Genomic DNA, 20066 nt, shown 5'->3' on the forward strand with positions numbered 1-20066 from the left:
TTTTATATGATTTCAGAACAATTACAGATTCAATTATTCTATACATTTTTTTATTCTAAACACAAGTATCAATTCAGCCATAACAAAAAACAGAGAGTGTTTCGTCTTATCTGAATTTACAAACTATTTCTTATCTGATTTGCCTGAGGCTTTTTCAGCATTATATTTATTGACCAGCTCCAGCGTATGATCCAGAGAGCGTATATCTGCCCAATCCTCATGCCCCGGAATAATATATTTCGGGTTCTTAAATTTCGCTTGCACTTTCTTAATTGATTTCTCCCATTCTTTGACATCAGAATCTCCCAAATACCCTAAGTCTTCTGCATCAGCATTTTTCACAAAGCAACCACCATAAAGCACTTTTTCATTAGCAAACCAAACTACAATATTGTCCGGTGCATGGCCTTTTCCGGGATAATATACCTCAAATTTATATTTCCCAACCGTAAACGTAGTATCAGTTGGCAGTACAAATTCCGCTCTTGGTTTGTTCTCTTTCTTTAAAATAGCATCAGTCGCTTTTCCGGTATAGGTTTTAATTCCTTTTTGTCTGTAAAACTCTATCCCTCCAGCTCTGTCATCGTGAGAATGTGTCGCAAAAGACATGATCACTTTTTTGTTATGTCTTGCTTTTATACTATCCAGCAAGGGCTGAAATTGCGTTACGTCCCAGGGAGTATCAAACAATACAACTCCTTTGTCTGTTACAAGATACATGGCGTTTGCAGAAATCAGCGTTCCTTTATAATCATGAAAAGTTTTATAAACATAAAAGTCACCTGTGAGATGACTTATGGGTAATAACGAATTCTTAGTTTGTCCAAAACTGCTTGACAGCATGGTTAAGAAAAATAGTATCGATCCTAATTTTCGCATTTTTACGATTTAAAAAAATGATTTTTTAGTTTTTTACTCGTGACCAATATTGTGTTCTTCCCATAATCGAAAGTCCAACATAACCACGTAGTTTTAGTTTATCTACAGATTCTAAAGTGATATAACATTTGTATTTTTTACCAGTTGTAGGATCTAAAATAGTTCCGCCATTGTATTCACTACCGTCTTTTTTAAGACCGTTTATAATAATCATGCCTAAAATTGGCTTGTTTTTTTCTGCACCGTCACACTTTACACATACATCCTTCTTATGGTCTGCACGAAGTATTTCTACAATTTTACCGTATACTTTTCCGGATTTCTCATAGACCTCAACAATTGATTTTGCCTCGCCTGTTTCGTCGTCAATTGTTTTCCATTTTCCAATAACAGTCTGGCTTTGAATTGTACCTAATGTTAGAAAAAACACCCCAATCGTTAACATCCAATTTTTCATAATTTATTTGTTTTTTTGTTTTAATTTTCTGATCGTGGCATTCAATTCAAACCCCAATAACAGTATCATACAGTTTATCCAAATATAAAACATTAGAATTAATAATGTACCAATAGAACCATAAAGTTCGTTGTATTTTGAGAATTTTATAACCCAAATCCCAAAAAAGAACGAAGATATAACAATTAAGACCGTCGTAAAAACAGACCCTATACTAATAAATGGCACTTTGTTGTATTGCTTAGTACCATAACGCAATAATACCGAAGATGTTATCAGAATCATCAATATTACAAACACATAACGACCTAAAATAATCAGCGGAATACGATCACTCAACACATCCTGAATAATTGTTTTCTGGATAAAAACCTCGAAGACCACAATTGTTGCAACCGTCACAAACAAAATAATGGTCATAATTAGCGAGATAGCTAATGCAACCAGATATTGCCTAAAAAAACCGCGTTTATCAAAAACATGTTTAGAGGATTCAAAACCACTAAGAATCCCGTTAATTCCATTTGCCATTAAAAAAATAGAAAGCAAAAATCCCGAAGACAATAAACCCGAATGACTATTATTTAAAATATCACTAATAATTTTACTGATAGCATCATAGGTATTTGGAGGAACCCCCTGGTGCACAAATTGCAAAAAATCGGCCTGAAATCCTTCGATCGGAATAAAAGGAATTAAATTCAAAATGAACAACGCAAAAGGAAACAAGGCCATAAAAAAACTGAAAGAAACAGCACTGGCATGATACGAAAATGCGCCTTCAAGAATCCCTAAAGTATATAATTCCAATAAATCATATAACGAAAACCCCTCTAGCCAGGGCAATTTTATTCTCTTAAAAATCCGCACTATAGAACGCAATACCGGAATTTTTTCAATCCGATCTTCTATCTCTTGAGACATACTTTTATCATTTTAGATTTTTGATTGTAGATTTTTGATTGTAGAGGTTAGATTTTAGATTTTAGATTGGGGTCCTGTTTTCTGTCTTTAATTGATAATTTACAATTCAGATCGCTGCTAGAAAGCTTTTAGACTCAGGTCCATATTGTAAACAGAGTGTGTTAGTGCACCTGATGAGATGAAATTTACACCACATAAAGCATATTCGCGAATGGTTTTTTCGTTGATATTTCCCGAAGATTCTGTTTGGCATTTGGTACCGATTAATTGCACTGCGGTTTTAGTATCTTCATAATTAAAATTATCAATCAAAATTCTGTAAACGCCTTCGCTTAACAAAATTTCACGAATTTCATCTAAATTTCTAGCCTCAACGATGATCTTTAAATCTAAATTATTAGCCTTCAGATAGTCTTTGGTTTTCTTTATGGCAAGTGTAATTCCGCCTGCAAAATCGATATGATTGTCTTTCAGCATTACCATGTCGTACAGTGCAAATCGGTGGTTCTTACCTCCTCCGATTTTTACGGCCCATTTTTCGGCTACTCTGAAATTTGGAGTTGTTTTACGAGTATCTAATATCTTAGCCCCTGTTCCTTCTAAAAGCGCCACATATTGCCCCGTTTTTGTAGCAATTGCAGACATACGTTGCATGGTGTTTAAAACGACTCTTTCTGATTTTAAAATAGACTGAGAGCTTCCGGAAACTTCAAAAACAACATCTCCGTATTCTACATGTGTACCATCTTCTATAAAAGTTTTAATTTTTAATGCCGGATCTACATATTCAAAAATCATTTTAGCCAATGCAACACCGGCAATAATCCCTTGATCTTTCACCAAAAGCTTAGCCTGGCCATGTGCGGCTTCAGGAATACAAGCCAACGAACTATAGTCGCCTGTACCTACATCTTCTCTAATAGCGTTACTAATAAGTAGTTGTAATTCGGTTTGAAATTGTACGTCGCTAATCATTTTTTAAAATTTTATAAGATGCTAAAGTAGGACATATTTTGGGGATTTGAAAGTGAAACAAACGCTAAAAATTTTAAAACAACAAAATTCACGCAAATTCCTGAAAGAAAAATAGTAAAAACTTGCAACACCTCTGAAAATCAATTTTCAATAGTTCAAAAAAGCATTTCTTAGAAAACAATCTTCATAAAACCAATAGAAAAAATTAAGACCTCATAAAGATCTACTACTACTTTTCTGCTTTAGAATGTCTCACCGAATGCATCTTAGTTATGATTACAATAATCACTCCCAAGACTTTTTTACCAGGTTTCCAGACCTTGAATACCGGACCAAACTTAATACGAAAATCGATAAAAAATCGCTCAACATTAAATATCTTTGAAATTCATTCAAACAAAATTATGGGATTAATTAAAGACATTTATTCGGTTGCTTTCTATGAAAAATTCAGTCAGACTGTAGCCGAAGTACATCCGGCATTTGACAAGCAGAAATTCATTGACACTATTTACGAAGGTGATTTTACCCAAAAAGAATGGAAAGACCGCATGAAACATACCACTGTTGTTTTTCATCAATTTATGCCTGAAAATTTCGCGGAAGCGGTTGCTTTAATTGATAAAATCATTGAAAACTTAAAGAAAAACAAATTTACAGACGGTAATCTGGCCTTTATCTTTTTTGCCGATTATATTGAAGTTTACGGTTTGGAGGATTTTGAAACTTCGACGATAGCCTTTGTTTCCATTACCCAATTCATTAGTTGTGAATTTGCCGTTCGCCCTTTTATTTTAAAATACAAAGAAAAAATGATTGCTGAAATGGTAAAATGGTCTTTACATGAAAATCATCATGTCAGACGATTGGCCAGCGAAGGAAGCCGTTCGAGATTACCTTGGGCAATGGCAATTCCGTTCTTAAAAAAAGACCCTGTTTCTATACTGCCTATTTTAGAAAATCTTAAAAATGACTCCTCCGAATATGTACGCAGAAGTGTAGCCAATAACCTGAATGATATTGTCAAAGACAATCCGCAGATCGTCCTTGAAATTGCCAATAAATGGAAAGGAATCAGCAAAGAAACCGACGGAATTATCAAACACGGTTGCAGAACTTTGCTCAAACAAGGCCATCCTGAAATATTGAGTCATTATGGCTTAGAAAGCACTAATATTGAACTTACCGGTTTTGAAATCAAAACTCCTGTTGTAAAAATCGGAGACTACTTACAGTTTCAATTTCATTTAAAAAACAATAATAAAGCCCCAAAAACGGTACGATTAGAATATGCCGTTCACTACAAAAAAGCAAAAGGTCATTTAGCCAAAAAAGTCTTTAAAATAAGCGAGAAAATCTATCCATCGCAAGAATTAATCAAAGTAGAGAGAAATCAATCTTTTAAAATAATCACCACTCGTGTTTTTCATATCGGAATTCATGAGCTGTCGATTATTATTAATGGGACGGAAAGCGAGACTTTGTCTTTTGAATTGGTTTAAGGAGGGGGCTTCGGCTTCGCTCAGCCTGACAGATGGGTAAAAAGGTCTTTGCAGCCCTTGCCTAACCCTTGCTTGTTTTGCGATTAAAACATTTTTCACAAAACAACAATCATTTTCTATTTAACACTATTGTCACACTGAGCGAAGTCGAAGGCTGGTTAAACAAAAAGGGGCTTCGACTTCGCTCAGCCTGACACATGGGTAAAAAAGGCCTTTGCAGCCCTTGCGTAAGCCCTTACGTGCTTTGTGGTTAAACAACTTTTACAAAACAACAATCATTTCTATTTCATACAATTGTCACCCTGAGCGAAGTCGAAGGCTGGTTGAACAAAAAGGGGCTTCGACTTCGCTCAGCCTGACACAAGGGTAAAAAGGTCTTTGCGGTCCTTGCGTAAGCCCTTGCGTGCTTTGCGGTTAAACAACTTTTACAAAACAACAATCATTTACTATTTCATACAATTGTCACCCTGAGCGAAGTCGAAGGCTGGTTGAACAAAAAGGGGCTTCGACTTCGCTCAGCCTGACACATAAGTAAAAAGGTCTTTGCGACCCTTGCATAAGCCCTTGCGTCCTTTGCGTAAATCCTCGCGCACTTTGCGGTTAAAACAGATTCTACAAAAATGTTATTTTTCTGCCAAAAAATATATTTTTTTCATAAACCATCAAAATTTTATCCTTATTTTTACCCCGTGAAATGGATTAATATCATATTATCAGTTTACTTAATCGTGCTATCGTCTTTGCCTTGTGCAGATACGCTAGCTACTGATGCAACTACACCTGCAACAGAAAAAGTAAGCCAAATTGATGATCAGTCTCACGAAAAAGGATCGGATCTTTGTCCGCCGTTTTGCAGCTGTAATTGTTGCGCTGTGCAAATACTAAGCACAACTCCTGTTATTTCATTTTCTTTTAATAAGCCTACACTACTTATTAAAAAACCTTTATCCTCTTACCATTCCATTCTTACTTCTAATTTTTACGGAAGTATCTGGCAACCGCCTCAGATAGTATAATGTAGCCCGAGTAATTTCGGGTAGATGTGTTGTGGACTTACCACAAAAAAACAGGCCGATTTCGTCTGATTTCTCATTCATTATATCCAAAAAAATGCTAGATAACATTATACAATTTAGTATAAAGAATAAATTCATTATACTTCTAATTACCCTGATTCTTATAGCCTGGGGAAGTTATTCCCTTAAAAACCTACCGCTGGACGCTCTCCCTGATATTACCAACAATCAGGTACAGATTATCACTACAGCGCCAACATTGGCAAGCCAGGAAGTCGAACAATTGATCACCTACCCTCTTGAACAGTCGGTAAAAACGATACCAAAAGTAATCGAACTGCGCAGTATTTCCCGTTTTGGACTATCAGTTGTTACGGTTGTATTTGAAGAAGGTGCCGATACATATTGGGCACGTGAACAAGTTTTTCAAAGGCTTAAACAAGCCGAGGAAATCATTCCCAAATATGCCGGAACACCCGAATTAGCTCCTGTTTCAACGGGTCTTGGTGAAATTTACCAATATGACGTCTATGCCAAAAAAGGCTACGAGGACAAATACAATGCAACCAGTTTAAGAACGATTCAGGACTGGATTATTGTACCTCAACTACAAGGCGTAAAAGGCGTTGCCGAAGTAAGCACCTGGGGAGGAAGTGTAAAACAATATGAAATTTCCGTTGATCCCAACCGATTGAATAGTGCCGGCGTTACCATCACAGAAATTTTTGACGCGCTCGAAAAAAACAATCAGAATACAGGTGGTGCTTATATCGAAAAAGATGAATTTGCTTATTTCATTCGTGGAGTCGGAATGGCGTCAGGAATTAAAGATATTGGAAATATTGTGGTTAAAAACCGAAACGCAACTCCTATTCTAATTCGCGATATCGCAACCGTACAACTCGGAAATGCGATTCGTTTTGGTGCCACGACCAAAGACGGAAAAGGTGAAATTGTGGGTGGACTAACCCTTATGCTTAAAGGAGAAAATTCGAAAGCTGTTGTGGAACGTGTCAAAGAAAAAATGATTCAGATCAACAAAATGTTACCTGAAGGTGTTGTTGCCGAAGCTTTTATTGACAGAAGTAAACTGGTTGATAATGCTATTGGAACAGTTACTAAAAACCTACTTGAAGGAGCTTTAATCGTCATTTTTGTATTGATTTTATTCTTAGGAAATCTTCGTGCGGGATTAATCGTCGCTTCTGTGATTCCTTTGGCCATGCTTTTTGCCGTAATTCTGATGAATGCATTTGGCGTCAGCGGAAACCTTATGAGTCTTGGGGCAATCGACTTTGGGATTATAGTGGATGGTGCTGTGATTATTGTCGAAGCCACCATGCACCACTTGCAAAAACTCAAGAAAAAAAGAGAGCTAACACAATCTGAAATGAATGAAGAAGTTTATGCTTCGGCTTCAAAAATCAGAAACAGTGCAGCTTTTGGGGAGATTATTATCTTAATTGTGTACCTGCCTATTTTAGCTTTAATCGGAACTGAAGGGAAAATGTTTAAGCCAATGGCTATGACCGTAGGTTTTGCAGTTATAGGAGCTTTTATTCTATCCCTGACTTATGTCCCTATGATGAGTGCTTTATTCTTGTCAAAAAGCACAGAACATAAACCGAATTTCAGCGACCGAATGATGGCTTGGTTCGAAAAATTATATACTCCACTTTTAGAAAAAGCATTACGTTTTAAAAAAGCGGTTTTAGGTATTGCTGTGGCCTTATTTGCTCTTTCTCTGATTATCTTTCAAAACATGGGAGGAGAATTTATTCCTACTATCGAAGAGGGAGATTTAGCCATTAATGCTACGATCATGACCGGAAGTTCTTTATCACAGATGATCAAAACAACAACGGAATATGAAAAAATGCTGAAGGCCAAATTTCCGGAGATTAAAACCATCGTTACCAAAATCGGTAGTGGTGAAATTCCAACCGACCCTATGCCAATAGAAAGTGGTGATTTGATTATTGTTTTGAAGGAAAAAAAGGAATGGACAAGTGCCGACAACTGGCAAGATTTGGCACAATTGATGAAAGCTGAAATGGAAAAAATTCCCGGAGCCAACATCGAAGTTTCACAGCCGATACAAATGCGTTTCAACGAATTAATGACCGGTAGCCGAAGTGATATTGCCATCAAAATATTTGGTGACAACCTTGATGTTCTGGAAAGAAAAGCCAATGAGTTAATTAAGAAAATCAATAAAATCGAAGGTATCGGCGATCTAAAAGCCGACAAAGTAAGTGGGTTACCTCAGATTACCATTAAATACGATTACGATAAAATTGCCTTGTATGGTTTAAATATTGAAGACTTAAACAAAATACTACGCTCTTCTTTTGCAGGGGAAGCGGCAGGTAAAATTTATGAAGAAAACAGACGATTTGATATTGTAGTTCGAATGAATAAAGACAATCGAAACGACATCGCTGATGTGAGCAATCTGTTTATTCCTTTACCAAACGGACAACAGGTACCGCTTTCGCAAGTGGCGACTGTAGAATACGAACAAGGTCCTGTACAAGTAATTCGCGAAGACGGTAAACGCAGAATTACCATTGGACTGAATGTTCGTGGACGTGATGTGAAAAGTGTTGTAGAAGAAATTCAGCAAAAATTGGATAAAAACTTCAAACTGCCTGCCGGATATTATGTGACTTACGGAGGGCAATTTGAAAATCTTATCGAAGCCAACAAACGTCTTTCTATTGCTTTACCAATTGCACTGAGTTTAATTTTAGTACTACTTTATTTTACTTTTAAAAGCACCAAACAAGCGGCTTTGATTTTTACCGCGATTCCGCTTTCGGCAATTGGTGGTGTATTTGCCTTATGGATGCGCGGCATGCCTTTTAGTATTTCAGCCGGAATTGGTTTTATTGCGTTGTTTGGAATCGCAGTTCTTAACGGAATTGTTTTGATTTCTTATTTCAATCAATTAAAAATAGAAGGAATCACTGATCCGCTGCAACGTGTATTAATTGGAACAAAAACAAGATTACGTCCCGTTTTAATGACTGCGGCAGTTGCCTCTTTAGGATTTTTGCCAATGGCATTATCTACAAGCGGTGGTGCCGAAGTTCAAAAACCATTAGCAACGGTTGTAATTGGAGGTTTATTCTCCGCAACCTTACTGACGTTAATTGTTTTACCTATACTCTATTTATTGTCTGAGAAAAAAATTAATCTAAAAGCAAAAATTACAAAATCAATAGCAACTGTTTTTTTACTACTGATCAGCAGTTTTTCTTTTGCTCAAAACCAACAGCCTGTTACATTGGAAAAAGCAATTGAAATAGCAAAATCTAATAACATCAATTTAAAAATTGCCGATAAAGAAGTAGAAAAACAAACAATTCTTAAAAAGACTGCTTTTCAACCGGATGCCTTGCAAATACAGTACCAAGGCGGACAGTTTAACAGTGTCGATTATGATAGCAATGTTTCTGTACAGCAGTATTTCCCAATCGGAAAAATCACCAAAGCGAACCGACAATTGCAGGAAGAATTGGTAAAATTGGCCGAAAAACGAAAAGCCATGTCTGCCTATGAAATTGAAAAAGCCGTAACATTAGCTTATTATCAATATTTATACGGCGTTTCTATTCAAAAACTAAATACTGAATTGTTCAATATTTATGCTTTATTTCTAAAAAATGCAGAGCTGCGTTTTAAGACTGGCGAAAGCGGAAACATCGAAGTAATTAGTGCTAAGGCTAAAGTCAAAGAAATTGAAACTCAAAAAGAGCAGTTAGCCTACGATTTGACTATTTATCAAAAACAGTTGCAGTTTTTTGTTCAAACTAAAGAAGATATTGTGCCTGATACTACAACTTCTTTACAATTTACAGCACTTTCAGATGCTAACAAGTCTAAAGTAGAAAACCTAATGGCAGAGTACTATCAGCAACAAATTTCGGTGTATCAGAAAGAAGCGAATACCTATAAAGCTCTACGAACACCAAAACTGGGTTTAGGGTACTTTGCACAAACTATTGATACTAAATCTTTGTTTCAGGGATTTACAGCAGGTTTACAAATTCCGCTGTTTGGTGGCGTTAATACCGCTAGAGCCAAAGCCGCAGCGATAAACATTACACAATCAGAATTGGAGTTAGAGAAAAATAAATTCTCTTTGGAATTACAAATACAGGAATTGAATAACGATTTTGAAAAACAACAAAAAGGGCTGTCTTATTATCAAAAAGAAGGCCTGCAATATGCCGAGCAGATTATTACAACAGCCCAAAAAAGCTATTCAAATGGCGATATGAGCTATTGGACTTATATCAGTTTTTTAAATCAGGCCATTGACATTAAGAAACAATATGCCGAGACTTTGAATATGTACAATCAAAGTGCCATTCGTTTACAATTCCCTTCTATTTCTAATAACTAATATTCATCATAATGAAAAATATAAAAAATACAACAAAGCGTTTTACCCTCCTGTTTGTTCCTATCGCCTTTCTTCTAATGCTCATATTACTCCTAACATCGTGTAATGAGAAAAAAACCGAAGAGGTTCAAGAAGACGAGAAATTAGAAAATGAAGTAATGTTGACGGCTGCTCAATTTAAAACAGTTGGCATTCAGTTTGGAATGGTGGAAAACCGTAACCTCAACACGATCATTAAAGCAAACGGCTATACGACGGTTCCTCCTCAGAATTCCGCTAAAATTGCCACATTACTTGGGGGTACAGTCAAAGATATTTTAGTTCTGGAAGGTACTTATGTCAACAAAGGCAAAGTCCTCGCTACCATTCAAAATCTGGAAGTGGTAGAAATGTTAGAAGAATACAAATCGGCTACAGCCAACATCGAGTATTTACAATTAGAATACAATCGTCAGAAAACATTGGCTGATGAAAATGTAAATCCACGAAAAACATTTCAGGAGGTCAAAGCAAAATTGGCTGTAGAACGAGCACGAGCACAAGCGGCAAAAAACAAATTGCTGGCGCTTAATATTAGCCCAAACAGCAACAATGCATTAATCCCTATACTATCACCGATAAGTGGTTATGTAGGTAAAATTAGCATTGCCAAAGGAGCATTTGCAGAAACCGGAATTCCGTTATTTGAAGTAGTTGACAACAGTCAGATGCATTTGGATTTAAATGTATATGAAAAAGATTTAGGCTCTATTTCGATAGGCCAGGAAGTCGATTTTATACTGACCAACCAATCCAATAAATCCATAAAAGGTAAAATATTCGGTATCAATAAATCTTTTTCTAACGAAAGTAAAACGGTTGCCGTTCACGCCAAAATAAATCCGGATGATGCTAAAGGACTTATCTCCGGAATGTACGTGTCCGCCAATATAAACCTTAATAGCGCTACTGTTCCGGCACTGCCAAAAGCGTCAATTGTAAAAAATGGTGATAAATATTTCATCTTTATTCAAGAAGAAGAACATGCCGAAAAAGGCGGAAAACACGATTCTAAAGAGGAAGCTGAAGAAATACATTTTAAAGCCATTGAAGTTATTCCGGGCACTACCGATATGGGATATACTGAAATAAAATTTGTAACTTCAATCCCGAATACAAGCAAAATTGTTACACAAGGTGCTTTTTATCTATTGTCTGCTCAAAAAGGCGGTGGAGAACACACTCACTAATCTAAATTTTATGATACATAATGACGATACTGATTGCTGTGAAACAAAACAAAACACAGCTCCCAAAAAAAATACAGAAGCAGGTTGCTGCTCACATGATGATAACAAACATAGTGACGACGATGGACATGACCACTCAGTAGGAGATCAGACCACTTTTCAGCTTTTTTCTCCGGCAATAACTAGTTTTGTTTTACTAATCATTGCCATTGTTTTCGACAATTATTTACCTCAAACCTGGTTTACAGGTTGGGTTAGAATTGTTTGGTATATAGTCGCTTATTTACCGGTAGGTTTTCCTGTCATAAAAGAAGCAATTGGAAGTGCCCGAAATGGTGCTTTCTTTTCAGAGTTTTTATTAATGAGTATTGCTACCATCGGTGCTTTTGCAATTGGTGAATATCCCGAAGGAGTTGCTGTAATGCTTTTTTATGCTGTTGGCGAAACTTTCCAAACATTGGCAGTAACACGTGCCAAAGCAAATATCAAAACACTATTAGACCAGCGTCCGGATGAAGTGACAATTCTTGAGAACAATCAGCCTAAAATTATTAAAGCAAAAAATGCTCAAATTGGAGACATCATTCAATTAAAACCAGGCGAAAAGTTAGGCTTAGATGGCGAACTTCTTTCTGAAACGGCTTCCTTTAATACCGCAGCATTAACAGGAGAAAGTAAACCTGATACCAAAAACAAAGGCGAAAGTGTCCTTGCGGGAATGATCAATCTAAATGCCGTAGCCGAGGTAAAAGTTACCACTTTGTATACCGATAGTAAATTGTCTAAAATTCTGGAAATGGTTCAGGAAGCGACTTCCAAAAAAGCGCCAACCGAATTGTTTATTCGAAAATTTGCTAAAATATACACACCAATTGTGGTTTATGCAGCAATCGCGATCTGTTTACTGCCTTACTTTTTTGTAGACAATTATCTTTTTAAAGATTGGTTGTATCGTGCCTTAGTCTTTTTGGTAATCTCTTGTCCTTGTGCCTTGGTAATTTCAATTCCACTGGGTTACTTTGGCGGAATTGGAGCAGCAAGTAAAAACGGGATTTTGTTTAAGGGCTCGAGCTTTTTAGACATCATGACGGCAATTCAGGTTGTTGTAATGGACAAAACCGGTACCTTGACAAAAGGGGTTTTTAAAGTTCAAAAAGTGGTAGCGGTCGGGATTCCCGATGCTGATTTAATAAAATATACGGCTGCACTCGAAACCAAATCAACGCATCCTGTTGGTACTGCCATTATTGACTATGCCAACGGAGCAGAAAAAAACAGTGTTGTTACCGCTGTTGAAGAAATTGCAGGTCATGGCCTAAAAGGTACAGTTGACGGCAATGCTATTTTGGCCGGAAATACCAAACTAATGAAAAAGTTCAATATTAGTTATGATACCGAAATAGACCAAACGCCTTTCACCATAATCGTTGTAGCCGTCAATCAAAAATATGCCGGTTATTTCCTCATTGCTGATGAAATAAAAGAAGACGCCAAACAGGCCATTCAAAGCTTACATCAAATAAATGTAAAAACCGTCATGCTTTCGGGGGATAAAACAGCTGTGGTAGAATCCGTTGCCAAAGAATTAAATATCGATGTGGCCTATGGTGACTTATTACCCGAAAATAAGGTTGAAAAAGTTACGGATTTAAAAAACAAAGACCTGAAAATTGCCTTTGTTGGCGATGGCGTAAATGATGCACCTGTGATTGCGCTGGCACATGCCGGAATTGCAATGGGTGGCTTAGGAAGTGATGCCACTATAGAAACGGCCGATATCGTGATTCAAAACGACCAGCCAACAAAAATATACACCGCCATAAATATTGGTAAAAAAACCAAACAAATTGTATGGCAGAATATTAGTTTAGCCTTTGTTGTAAAAGCCATTGTACTTGTACTGGGTGCCGGCGGCCTCGCTACCATGTGGGAAGCTGTTTTTGCTGACGTCGGGGTTGCTTTATTAGCGATTCTAAATGCGGTAAGAATACAAAGAATGAAGTTTTAAATAAAATTAAAGTATATTTAAAAAGGGGTATTTGTACAAAATCGTATAAATACCCCTTTTTTTTACGTAAATATTTCAAACCTAACAGGTTTTAAAAACCTGTTAGGTTTAGGTTTAAAAATGGCCTTTAGTAATTAAATATTTATCCTTACTTTTATGATAACTCTGTTCTTAATCTACATTAAGTTGCATTTTTAATAATGATAGTAGCTTTGTCAAACCAATTATAAAGAACCCCAGTAATAATTACAATAAATCTCAATCGTCAAAAGATCAATTTTAAAAATATACCATGTCAAACATCAGTTTAATTATCGAAGAACGCGCCGCCAGCATTGGCAATTTTATGGTAGGGAGATTATTACCTTTTCGTGAAAAAAGAGCAGTCGGACCATTTGTATTTATCGATCATATGGGACCGGCACATCTGAACCAACACCAGAATATGGACGTCCCTCCTCACCCGCATATCGGACTTTCTACACTGACCTTTATGTTTGAAGGAAGTATCATGCATCGCGACAGTCTGGGAACAGAACTCGAAATAAAACCGGGCGCTGTAAACTGGATGACCGCAGGAAAAGGAATCGTACATTCCGAAAGAACACCTGAATATTTAAGAACTTCCGATAAAGTCCTTCATGGATTACAGATTTGGGTTGCTTTGCCAAAAGAATTAGAGCAAATGGAACCTAATTTCACACATGTTGAGGCAGATGATATTCCACAATGGGAAGAAAATGGAGTTTCTTATAAGTTAATTGCCGGAGAAGCTTTCAACAAAAAATCACCGGTTCCCGTGTATAGTCCGTTGTATTTTATTGAAATCAAAAGTGAAACGACTCAGAAAATCAATATTGGAAAAGATTTATATGGAGAAAGTGGTTTATATATCCTGGAAGGAAGTATTAAAAGCGGAGAGCATGTTTACGATCCGAAACAGATCCTGATTACAAACGACAGTACGTTGTGTGAGTTTGAAATTGCTGCTCATTCTACTGTTTATATTTTTGGAGGAGCTCCTTTCCCTGAAGAACATTTTATCTTCTGGAATTTTGTTTCTTCTGATAAAGAGTTAATCGAAAAAGCCAAAAGAGACTGGACAGAACAGACGTTCCCAAAAGTCCCTGGAGAGACTGAGTTTGTTCCTTTACCTGAACCCCGAATGAAATAACATATGGAAACTATATCAGCACAAATTGACACGCGCTTGTATCGCACCGAAATAAAATCTGCCAGCGGAAATACGGTAATTGCAGACGAACCTCAGGAAGTTGGAGGCAAAAACTTAGGTTTTAGTCCTTCTGAACTTTTAGCTTCTTCATTGGCAGCCTGTACGCTCATTACATTGCGAATGTACATCAACCGCAAACAATGGCAAGTTTCTGAAATCAATATTAAGGTCGATTTTGAAAGAGACTCTAATCAGAATGTCTCTTTATTTACCCGAAAAATTGAAATCATCGGCGAAGTAGACGATACACAGCGACAACGTTTAGAAACCATTGCCAACAGCTGCCCAATTCATAAAACATTAACACATTCAATAGAAATCAAAACCACATTATTTTAACTATCATGGAAATACAACAAATAAACGAAGGAAGAAAAGGATATTTTGAAGTTGTCGAAGACGGAAAACAAGCCGGAAAAATGACCTATAGCTGGGCCGGTGACACCAAATTCATCATTGATCATACCGAAGTAAACGAAGAATTCAACGGGAAAGGAGTGGGTAAAAAAATGGTCATGGCTGCCGTTGAATATGCCAGAGCCAATGATCTTAAAATTATTCCGCTTTGTCCTTTTGCCAAAAGTGTTTTCGATAGAACCGCTGATATACATGATGTTCTTTTTTCATAAAAATGTCCTCGTAGAGACGCACTGCTGTGCGTCTTTACTTAAATATTCCCCCTTCCTTTTCAAAAGTCCTGTAAAATAACTACATTTGCATGTAATTTAAACCTAGACTATGACAAGGATAATTACACTTTTCTGTATTTTTATAGCACAAATCGGCTTTTCTCAATCGGCTGAACGTTATTTGGAAAAAATCAGAAACAACGAAGCCCTTTCTACTGCTTTTTTTCAACAAATGCCTAAAGGAGGCGATCTACACCATCATTTTTCGGGATCAATTTATGCAGAACCTCTTTTGGAAAGAGCGATTTCTGAAGATTTCTATTTGAATTTAGAAACCATGGCGGTCTCTAAAACAAAACCTGCAAATGGAAACTGGGAAACCTTTTCTTCACTTAAAAATAAAGGAAAGCTGGATTTTTACAAACAGCAAGTGATGCAAACCTGGTCTGCAAAAGATTACAACGGGGTATCGGTTCCTTCTGACGACTTGTTTTTTGATTCCTTCGATAAGTTTTATGCAACAATCGACGGGCATTTTGCCGAAGGAATGCTTGAATTAAAAAAACGAGCCCTTGCTGAAAATGTAAGTTATATCGAAACGCAATTATCAACGATTCCATGTGATATGAATGTTGCTAATCTAACCGATTTTAATACCAAACTCCGTCAGGCTGCGACACAAAAAGACGAGAAAGCAGTTCTAAAGTATTTAGATGAACTGTATAAATCACTACAACAAAAAGACGCTAAAAAATACGCCGAAGATTTCAATACAAACTTCGTCGCAAAACTACATAAGGAACTAAAAATTGATGACGATCGTTTTACCATGCGTTATCAGAACTTTGTGCTACGTTTTATGGAACCGGTAGATTTATTCAAAAATCTGGTTATTGCTTTTATCTCAGCAAACGACAGCAAATTGGTTGCAGGCGTAAACATTGTTTCTCCTGAACATGGTGAAAATTCTATGAACGATTACTGGCTTCATATGGTCATGTTCAAATATTGCCATTCTAAATTTGACGATGTAAAATACACGCTCCACGCAGGAGAATTAACTCTTGGATTAGTGCAACCCGAAGATTTAACCTGGCATATTAACTCCGCTATTTATACTGCCGGAGCCAATAGAATTGGACACGGAGTCGATATTGCATACGAAGCAAACTCATACGACTTGTTGCGTTATATGGCCAAAAACAATATTCCGATTGAGATCAACTTAACGAGTAACGAATTCATCTTAAAAGTAAAAGAGAACAGACATCCGTTTTCACTTTATAAAGAGTTTAATGTCCCAATTGTAATCAGTACTGACGATGCCGGAATTCTAAGAACCAACATGACCGAACAATATGTTCTACTGGCAAAAAGATATCCTGATGTGACTTACGAAACGATCAAAAAATATGTTTACAACAGTATCAATTACAGCTTTATTCAGGATGCTTCTGTAAAAAAACAACTATTGAAAGATCTGGATGCCAGATTTAAAACTTTTGAAAATCAATTTTCTAAAAACTAACTTAAACTACACCTAACAGGTTTTAAAAACCTGTTAGGTGTAGTTTAAATTTTACAACATAAAATATGATTCTGGAAGCAGCCTATCTTTACGTAAAACCAAATTTGGCAACTCAATTTGAAAGTGATTTTATAAAAGCAAGTCAGTACATTTCTTCTATTGAAGGCTATTTAGGGCACCGCTTAGAAAAATGTCTGGAGACAGAAAACAAATATCTTTTATTGGTAGACTGGAATACATTGGAAGATCATACTGTAGGTTTCAGAACTTCAGACGCGTACTTAGAATGGAAGAAACTTTTGCATCATTATTACGAACCGTTCCCTGTCGTAGAACATTTTGAAACCGTTTTTGAAAATAAGAAGCCATAGCATTAATTTTGCCACAGATTAAAAAGATTCCCACAGATTAAAAAAAAGAAAAAATCCTTCCGAATCCTTTTAATCTGTGGCAAAAAACTAAAAAACCATGAACATCAAACTCATCGCCATAGGCAAAACCGACAATAAATCGCTTCAGACTTTGATTGACGATTACACCAAACGTTTGTCATTTTACATCAAATTCGATTTAGAGATTATTCCCGACATCAAAAACGTAAAAAATTTATCTGAGAGTCAGCAAAAGGAAAAAGAAGGAGAACTAATTCTTTCCAAATTAACCCCAACCGATCAGTTAATTCTACTCGATGAAAACGGGAAAAACTTCTCAAGCGTTGGTTTTTCTGAAGAATTACAAAAGAAAATGAACTCCGGAATCAAAACACTTGTTTTTGTAATCGGAGGTCCTTACGGATTTTCAGACACGGTTTACAGCAAAGCGCAAGGTAAAATTTCACTTTCCCTAATGACCTTTTCACACCAAATGGTGCGTTTGTTTTTTATTGAACAATTGTACCGTGGGTTTACGATTTTAAGAAATGAGCCTTATCATCATCAATAACGATTTGTTTCAAGTTTTTTTGTTTCAGGTTTTCTTTGTTTCAGGTTTTCTTTGTTTCAGGTTTTCTTTGTTTTAGGTGGGGATTTAGAAAACGAATTCCTCTTCGCTATTTATAAATACAAAATCAATTTTTTCCTGTATCATTTTTTCAACAAGAATTTTACATTGAATGTAATCTCCGTACGTCATATTTTTATCATACGAAAATTTAATCTCAGCCTTAGGATTGATTACTAAACTATCCAAAAACGGCTTTAAATCACTTTTCGGAAAATCATATATTTTTCTTCCGCTGTATTGTATCCTTCCATTTTTCTTGAAATACAACTGACTTCTGTTATTGGCAATTTCCATTTTATAATGCACTTTCGTGAAAGGCAAAAAGGCTAAATTCTTTCCAACAGAATCCGCATACGAATAATAATTCTCTGCTTTTTCGTTTTTGTGTGCTTTCTCGGCTCGTTTCTTTTCCTGAAGTTTCATTACTTCGCGAATTACCAATTTAAGCGGCAAACGCTTGTCAATATTGAAAATCCAATTGGTTGAAATGATGCTGTTTTTGCGATTTACTTCGGCGATGGTATCCTTGCCGTCTGTTTTAAAAAAAATGTAGATTGGCGACAGATCTTCTACATTTTTAACGACCGTTACATTTGACTTTGGCAATAAAACATCTTCTTTTTTCCCGCATGAGAAAAACAGAACTACAAAGAGTAAGCTAAAGTATTTCATAATTTAAAATAATGGTAAGATTTAAAATGACAGCCCGGAGTGTTACTTTAATTTTGTTTAAAACTCATTTTAGTAAACAAAGTCACGCATTCAACCGCTTCTTTTACATCGTGAACGCGCAGTATTTTAGCACCTTTTGACAAAGCAATGGTATTAAGAATTGTGGTACCGTTTAGAGCTTCCTCTGCCGTTATGTGGAGCGTTTTATAAATCATAGATTTTCTGGAAATACCCGCTAAAACAGGTAATTCCAAAAGATTAAAAAGTTCCATTTTTTGCATCACTTCAAAATTCTGATCCGTCGTTTTCGCGAATCCAAAACCGGGATCCAATATCAAGTCATTAATTCCGAGGCTTCTCGCTTTTTGTACTTTTTCAGAAAAATAAAACAACATCTCTTTCAAAATATCGTCATACTGCGTCATGCTTTGCATCGTCTGTGGATTGCCACGCATGTGCATCATAATATAGGGTACGTTATATTTTGCAATCACATCAAACATTTTGTCGTCTAACTCACCTGCTGCAATATCATTTATAATAGCTGCACCGTTTTCTATACTTGCTTTAGCAACTCCAGCTCTAAAAGTATCAACAGACAACAAAGCGTCAGGAAAATGCTTTAAAATAAGTTCTATAGCCGGTACAACGCGGTCAATTTCCTCCTGCTCCGATACAAATTCTGCATTTGGCTTACTGGAATACCCTCCAAGATCAATAAAATCGGCCCCTTCGGTTAGTATATTAGTTGCTCTTGTGATGATCTCGTCTTCATTATTGTATTTTCCTCCATCAAAAAAAGAATTTGGCGTCAAATTCAAAATTCCCATTACTCTGGGAACTGACAAATCTATAAGTTGTCCTTTGCAATTCATTACAATCTTGTTTGGGTTTATTTTGTTTCAAGTTCATTTTGTTTCAAGTTTCGAGTTTGAACGTAAAACATGAAACTTTAAACTTGAAACCTCTCAGGCTTTCAAAAAATTATCCTTATTTTTGGAAAAAAATTAAGCAAATATACAACAATAAATGAAGAATACTTCTTTAGAATATGATAGCGTAGTAACGGTTTGCCGTACTTTATTTATCAATAAAATGAAAGATTATGGCAGTGCTTGGCGTATTTTGAGACTGCCTTCACTAACCGATCAGATTTTTATAAAAGCGCAACGAATCAGAAGTTTACAGGAAAACGAAATTCGCAAAGTTGATGAGGATGAAAGTGGCGAATTTATCGGAATCATTAACTATTCGATTATGGCTTTGATTCAATTGGAATTAGGCGTTGTTGACCAACCTGATCTGGACGTAGAAAAAGCAACCGAATTATACGACGCTAAAATTAAACTCACTAAAGAATTAATGGAAGCTAAAAATCATGACTATGGCGAAGCATGGCGCGATATGCGTGTGAGTTCGCTTACCGATCTGATTCTGCAAAAACTGCTCCGTGTAAAACAAATCGAAGACAACAAAGGAAAAACCTTAGTCTCTGAAGGCATTGATGCCAATTATCAGGACATGATTAATTATTCCATTTTTGCGTTGATTTTGAACCCAATGAAATAATAAATTTCAAAAATGAAATCCCAAATTCCAA

18 protein-coding genes are annotated in these 20066 nt (G+C 36.2%); 12 read left to right on the forward strand and 6 right to left on the reverse strand.

The features are described 5' to 3' along the window. Positions 1-123 precede the first annotated feature (123 nt). The 4 genes from bla-B1-FLAV to nadC all read right to left on the reverse strand — a co-directional run bounded on the left by bla-B1-FLAV (position 124) and on the right by nadC (position 3235). A complete protein-coding gene (bla-B1-FLAV, locus tag ACHRV3_RS12980) occupies positions 124-879 on the reverse strand; it encodes a subclass B1 metallo-beta-lactamase (RefSeq protein WP_395434971.1) in 756 nt (251 codons plus the stop codon). A gap of 25 nt (positions 880-904) precedes the next feature. Next, positions 905-1336, reverse strand: a complete 432-nt coding sequence (locus ACHRV3_RS12985; protein WP_047775828.1) for a DUF2147 domain-containing protein — start codon at positions 1334-1336, stop codon at positions 905-907. Positions 1337-1339: 3 nt separating this feature from the next. After that, positions 1340-2260 (reverse strand): YihY/virulence factor BrkB family protein, encoded by a 921-nt coding sequence (locus tag ACHRV3_RS12990; RefSeq protein WP_047775830.1) that lies wholly within the window; start codon positions 2258-2260, stop codon positions 1340-1342. 117 nt (positions 2261-2377) lie between these two features. Next, on the reverse strand, positions 2378-3235 hold the full coding sequence (gene nadC, locus ACHRV3_RS12995) for a carboxylating nicotinate-nucleotide diphosphorylase (protein WP_395426088.1): 858 nt from the start codon (positions 3233-3235) through the stop codon (positions 2378-2380). 404 nt (positions 3236-3639) lie between these two features. On the opposite strand from nadC, the gene ACHRV3_RS13000 reads away from it, so the two are divergent. The 11 genes from ACHRV3_RS13000 to rlmH all read left to right on the forward strand — a co-directional run bounded on the left by ACHRV3_RS13000 (position 3640) and on the right by rlmH (position 17734). Continuing rightward, the gene (locus ACHRV3_RS13000; RefSeq protein ID WP_395434972.1) at positions 3640-4737 is read left to right on the forward strand and encodes a DNA alkylation repair protein; all 1098 of its coding nucleotides are present in this window, start codon (positions 3640-3642) and stop codon (positions 4735-4737) included. Positions 4738-5426: 689 nt separating this feature from the next. Next, positions 5427-5753 (forward strand): DUF6660 family protein, encoded by a 327-nt coding sequence (locus tag ACHRV3_RS13005; protein ID WP_053004236.1) that lies wholly within the window; start codon positions 5427-5429, stop codon positions 5751-5753. A 94-nt stretch (positions 5754-5847) separates the two neighbouring features. Next, positions 5848-10164, forward strand: coding sequence for a CusA/CzcA family heavy metal efflux RND transporter (locus ACHRV3_RS13010; RefSeq protein ID WP_395434973.1), 4317 nt, complete (start codon positions 5848-5850; stop codon positions 10162-10164). A gap of 11 nt (positions 10165-10175) precedes the next feature. After that, positions 10176-11393: an efflux RND transporter periplasmic adaptor subunit gene (locus tag ACHRV3_RS13015; protein ID WP_395434974.1), complete on the forward strand. Its 1218-nt coding sequence runs from the start codon at positions 10176-10178 to the stop codon at positions 11391-11393. A gap of 10 nt (positions 11394-11403) precedes the next feature. Further along, on the forward strand, positions 11404-13401 hold the full coding sequence (locus tag ACHRV3_RS13020) for a heavy metal translocating P-type ATPase (protein WP_395434975.1): 1998 nt from the start codon (positions 11404-11406) through the stop codon (positions 13399-13401). A gap of 292 nt (positions 13402-13693) precedes the next feature. Continuing rightward, positions 13694-14575 carry a pirin family protein gene (locus ACHRV3_RS13025; protein WP_395434976.1) on the forward strand — a complete coding sequence of 294 codons (882 nt, stop codon included), beginning with the start codon at positions 13694-13696 and terminating at the stop codon, positions 14573-14575. Between the two features lie 3 nt (positions 14576-14578). Beyond that, positions 14579-14974, forward strand: a complete 396-nt coding sequence (locus tag ACHRV3_RS13030) for an OsmC family protein (protein WP_047775840.1) — start codon at positions 14579-14581, stop codon at positions 14972-14974. 5 nt (positions 14975-14979) lie between these two features. Further along, positions 14980-15264, forward strand: coding sequence for a GNAT family N-acetyltransferase (locus ACHRV3_RS13035; protein WP_395434977.1), 285 nt, complete (start codon positions 14980-14982; stop codon positions 15262-15264). A gap of 109 nt (positions 15265-15373) precedes the next feature. Then, a complete protein-coding gene (locus tag ACHRV3_RS13040; RefSeq protein WP_395434978.1) occupies positions 15374-16792 on the forward strand; it encodes an adenosine deaminase in 1419 nt (472 codons plus the stop codon). A 65-nt stretch (positions 16793-16857) separates the two neighbouring features. Beyond that, positions 16858-17163, forward strand: coding sequence for an antibiotic biosynthesis monooxygenase family protein (locus tag ACHRV3_RS13045; RefSeq protein ID WP_395434979.1), 306 nt, complete (start codon positions 16858-16860; stop codon positions 17161-17163). A gap of 97 nt (positions 17164-17260) precedes the next feature. Then, a complete protein-coding gene (gene rlmH / locus ACHRV3_RS13050) occupies positions 17261-17734 on the forward strand; it encodes a 23S rRNA (pseudouridine(1915)-N(3))-methyltransferase RlmH (RefSeq protein ID WP_029269532.1) in 474 nt (157 codons plus the stop codon). Between the two features lie 84 nt (positions 17735-17818). Here the strand turns inward: rlmH and ACHRV3_RS13055 are convergent, their stop codons facing one another. Further along, positions 17819-18466 (reverse strand): hypothetical protein, encoded by a 648-nt coding sequence (locus tag ACHRV3_RS13055; RefSeq protein ID WP_395434980.1) that lies wholly within the window; start codon positions 18464-18466, stop codon positions 17819-17821. Between the two features lie 47 nt (positions 18467-18513). Further along, on the reverse strand, positions 18514-19347 hold the full coding sequence (gene folP / locus ACHRV3_RS13060; protein WP_395435045.1) for a dihydropteroate synthase: 834 nt from the start codon (positions 19345-19347) through the stop codon (positions 18514-18516). Between the two features lie 148 nt (positions 19348-19495). Between folP and ACHRV3_RS13065 the strand changes: the two genes are divergently transcribed. Further along, the gene (locus tag ACHRV3_RS13065; RefSeq protein ID WP_047775851.1) at positions 19496-20035 is read left to right on the forward strand and encodes a DUF1599 domain-containing protein; all 540 of its coding nucleotides are present in this window, start codon (positions 19496-19498) and stop codon (positions 20033-20035) included. Positions 20036-20066: the final 31 nt, after the last annotated feature.

The sequence above is a fragment of the Flavobacterium sp. FlaQc-49 genome (genome assembly GCF_044005985.1).
GTDB classification, from domain to species: Bacteria; Bacteroidota; Bacteroidia; order Flavobacteriales; family Flavobacteriaceae; genus Flavobacterium; species Flavobacterium cupriresistens.